Source organism: Micromonospora sp. AMSO12t (assembly GCF_008806585.1).
In the GTDB taxonomy this organism is placed as follows: Bacteria; Actinomycetota; Actinomycetes; order Mycobacteriales; family Micromonosporaceae; genus Micromonospora; species Micromonospora reichwaldensis.
In genome coordinates, this window is record NZ_WAAS01000425.1 from 1 (window position 1) to 3,360 (window position 3,360).

Below are 3,360 nucleotides of genomic sequence, written 5' to 3' on the forward strand. Positions count from 1 at the left end.
GCCCCGCGCCGCCCGCCGGTAGCGTCGGCCCCGCAGCCAGGACAGGGGAGAGGCACATGCGACCGGTCACCGTCATCACCGGCGGCAGCCGCGGCATCGGCGCCGCCACCGCCCGCCGCCTCGCCCACGCCGGGCACCACGTCGCCTTCAGCTACCGCCGCGACCACACCGCCGCCACCGCCGTGCTCGCCGACATCGAAGCCACCGGCGTACGCGGCCTCGCCGTGCCCGCCGACACCCGCGACCCCGAGCAGGTCACCGCCCTGTTCGACGCCGCCGCCGACCTCGGCCCGATCACCGGCCTGGTCAACAACGCCGGCGTCACCAGCCCCATCGGCGCGTTCGTCGACCTCGACCCCACCGACCTGCGCCACGTCGTCGACGTCAACCTCATCGGCTACGTCCTCTGCGCCCAGCAGGCCGCCCGCCGGATGAGCGACGGCGCCGCCATCGTCAACGTCTCCTCCGCCGCCGCCACCCTCGGCAGCCCCGGCGAGTACGTGCACTACGCCGCCGTGAAGGCCGCCACCGACACCCTCACCACCGGCCTCGCCAAGGAACTCGCCCCCCGCGGCATCCGCGTCAACGCCGTCGCCCCCGGCATCATCCGCACCGACATCCACGCCCTCTCCGGCCAACCCGACCGACCCGAGCGGGCCGCCGCCCGCATCCCACTGGGCCGCCCCGGCGAACCCGACGAGGTCGCCGGCGCCATCGCCTGGCTGCTCGGCCCCGACGCCACCTACACCACCGGCACCGTCCTACGCGTCGCCGGCGGTCTCTGACCCGCTGCTTCCTGTCGGTGGTCTGCACTACCGTCCGCCGACGTGAGCGCAACGCAGACGTACCGGTACCTCGGATCCTCCACCCTCGCCAGCGACGGCCTCGGCCTGCAGACCAGCGGCGGACCCGCACCCCACCCCCGATTCTTCACCGGGTTCCTCACCACCCCCCAGGCGGCGGCCGCCGGCCTGCTCGCCGTCGCCGAGGTCGCCCGCACCCGCTACCACCGGCCCGTCAGCCCCGCCAGCCTCGACCCGGTGGTCACCGGCAGCCGCGACCGGCTCCGGTTCGAATCCTTCTCCGGCTGCTGCGGCGTCTACGCCCGCCTCGACACCCTGCCCGCCGGCCTCGACGGCGACGTGATCGAGCACGGCACCACCAACGTCGACGTCAACAACCCACTTCGCGAGGCACTGGCCCGCGTCGGCGGCCTCGACCCACTGCACCTGTCCGTCGGCCCCGACGACCTGACCGTCGCCACCATGAACGGCCCCATCGTGGAGAAGAAGGTCCCCCTCCCGGCGCGCTGGCTGCGCGGCTTCGCCGAGGTGCAGATCCTGTCGGCCACCTTCGAACCCCACGCCGAGATCCCCGCCACCGAGGCGGCCACGTTCCTGCGCCGACTCCCCACCACCAGCGACCGCTCGGTCCTCTGGGCGGTGCCCGCCGGCCGATCCCTGCGACTGACCTCCCGACCCGTCCCCGGCGCCGTCTGCCTGGCCGGAGCGAGCCGACTCACCGCCCTCCGCGCCATGCTGCGCTTCGCCCAGACCCTGCGCGTGTACGGACCAACCGTCGCCACCGGCTCGGCACCCACACCGAGCACCTGGGAACTGGACACCGGCGCCCTGCGCCTCTCCCTCACCCTCTCACCCGAGCCGTACCGCGGATTCTCCGGCGAAGGCGCCGCCCTCACCGCCCTCGCCAGCGACGATGTCGCCGACGACGCCAACCTCGTCGCCGCCGTACTCTCCTGGGATCCCACCATCGACGTCGACCGGCTGGCCACCGACACCGGCCTCGACCCGGCCCGCGTCCGCGCCGCGCTCGCCCAGCTCGGCACCGCCGGCCGCGTCGGCTACGACGTCTCCGAGGCCGCGTACTTCCACCGGGTCATGCCCTACGACGCGGGCCGCGCCGAACGCGACAACCCCCGCCTCGTCGGCGCCCGGGCACTGCGCGACGCCGGCGCCGTCCACCTCGACACCGCCACCACCGCCACCGTCCACAGCGGCGACCAGGTCTACCGGGTCCGCCAACTGCCCGACGGCGACTTCACCTGCACCTGCCCCTGGTGGGCCAAGCATCGCGGCCAACGAGGGCCGTGCCGGCACGCGCTGGCCACCCGCATGTCGACCGCCGCGCGGGCGGAGGAACGGGTGTGAGAAACGCACAGCAGGCGTTCATCAACAGCGCCGTACGGCGGCGACGGGAACTGGCCGCCGGCGGCACCAGCGACCTGTTCGACCTCATCCAGAACGCCTCCGCCAGCCAGATCGTGGCGGCCCTGGCCGGGCTGCCGGAGCAGCGCCGCCGGGAGATCGGCGCCGAGGTGACGACCTGGTTCAAGCAGCGGCAACGCACCACCTGGTGGACGGCCGGCTCCGGCACCGCCCTGGCCGTCGCCGTGGTCGGCTGCCTACCCACCGCCGCGCAGGCCGCGACGATCCTCGCCCGCAACACGGTCAACCCCGACGGCGAACGCGCCGCCGCCCTGATGTCCACGGTCGCCGAGGAACGTGGCATCACCTGGCTCGGCGACCTGGCGCACCGGCTGGCCACGAAGATCAACCAGCAGACCGGGATCGAACACTGGCGGTTCGCCGCCGCGCTGCTGCGCGTCACCGGGACGACAGCACCGGCCAACGACCGGTTCGTCGAACTGTGGCTGGACTCGGTGCAACTGCCCGACCGGCGACGCGCCGGCCGACCGGCAACCCTGATCGAACGGCTCCGCGACGACCCGTTCCTCCACGCCATGCTGCCCCGCCTGTTCGAGATCGACGGCCTCGGCCTGCGCATGACGTTCGACGAGGTCACCACGACCTGGGACGAACGACGACGCCACGTCCTGCCGACCGCGCTGGCTCAGCTCGCCACCGAAGGGACCATCGACCGGACGATCCTGATCGACGGCGCGATCGGCCGGCTGCTGCGCGGCGACCGGGCGTCGGCCCTGCGCGCCTTCACCATCCTGCTCACCGAACTCGAACCCACCACCACCGAGGTCGCCACCCGCGCCACCGACTACCTCCGCCTGCTCGCCGACGCGCCGGCGCCGGCCGCCACCATGGCGCAGAAGGCACTACGGGACCTGCCCGACCTCGAGATCGACACCGTCCTCGACACCTCCCGCGACGTGCTGCTGCGACCGGACAAGGCACTCGTCAAGGCCCAACTCACCTGGCTCGACCGCCTGGCCCGCCACCACCGCGACCGGGCGGCCCAGGTCGCCGAGGTCATCGCCGTCGCCGCCGAACACCCCGCCGTCGAGCTACGCGACCGCGCCAACACCCTCGCCACCCGCCACGGACACGACCCGACGGCGGGCGGCATCGGCCCAGCGAAGGCCCGGCC

The 3,360-nt window shown here is 73.9% G+C and carries 3 protein-coding genes; all 3 read left to right on the top strand.

Going from position 1 to position 3,360, the window contains the following annotated elements:
• Window positions 1-56 precede the first annotated feature (56 nt).
• Window positions 57-785 carry an SDR family oxidoreductase gene (locus F6X68_RS31660; protein WP_151457683.1) on the top strand — a complete coding sequence of 243 codons (729 nt, stop codon included), beginning with the start codon at window positions 57-59 and terminating at the stop codon, window positions 783-785.
• Window positions 786-827: 42 nt separating this feature from the next.
• Window positions 828-2,168, top strand: a complete 1,341-nt coding sequence (locus F6X68_RS31665) for an SWIM zinc finger family protein (RefSeq protein ID WP_151457684.1) — start codon at window positions 828-830, stop codon at window positions 2,166-2,168.
• The coding region (locus tag F6X68_RS31670; protein ID WP_225852549.1) for a DUF6493 family protein at window positions 2,165-3,360 on the top strand (1,196 nt) is incomplete at its 3' end. The genes F6X68_RS31665 and F6X68_RS31670, both read left to right, overlap by 4 nt.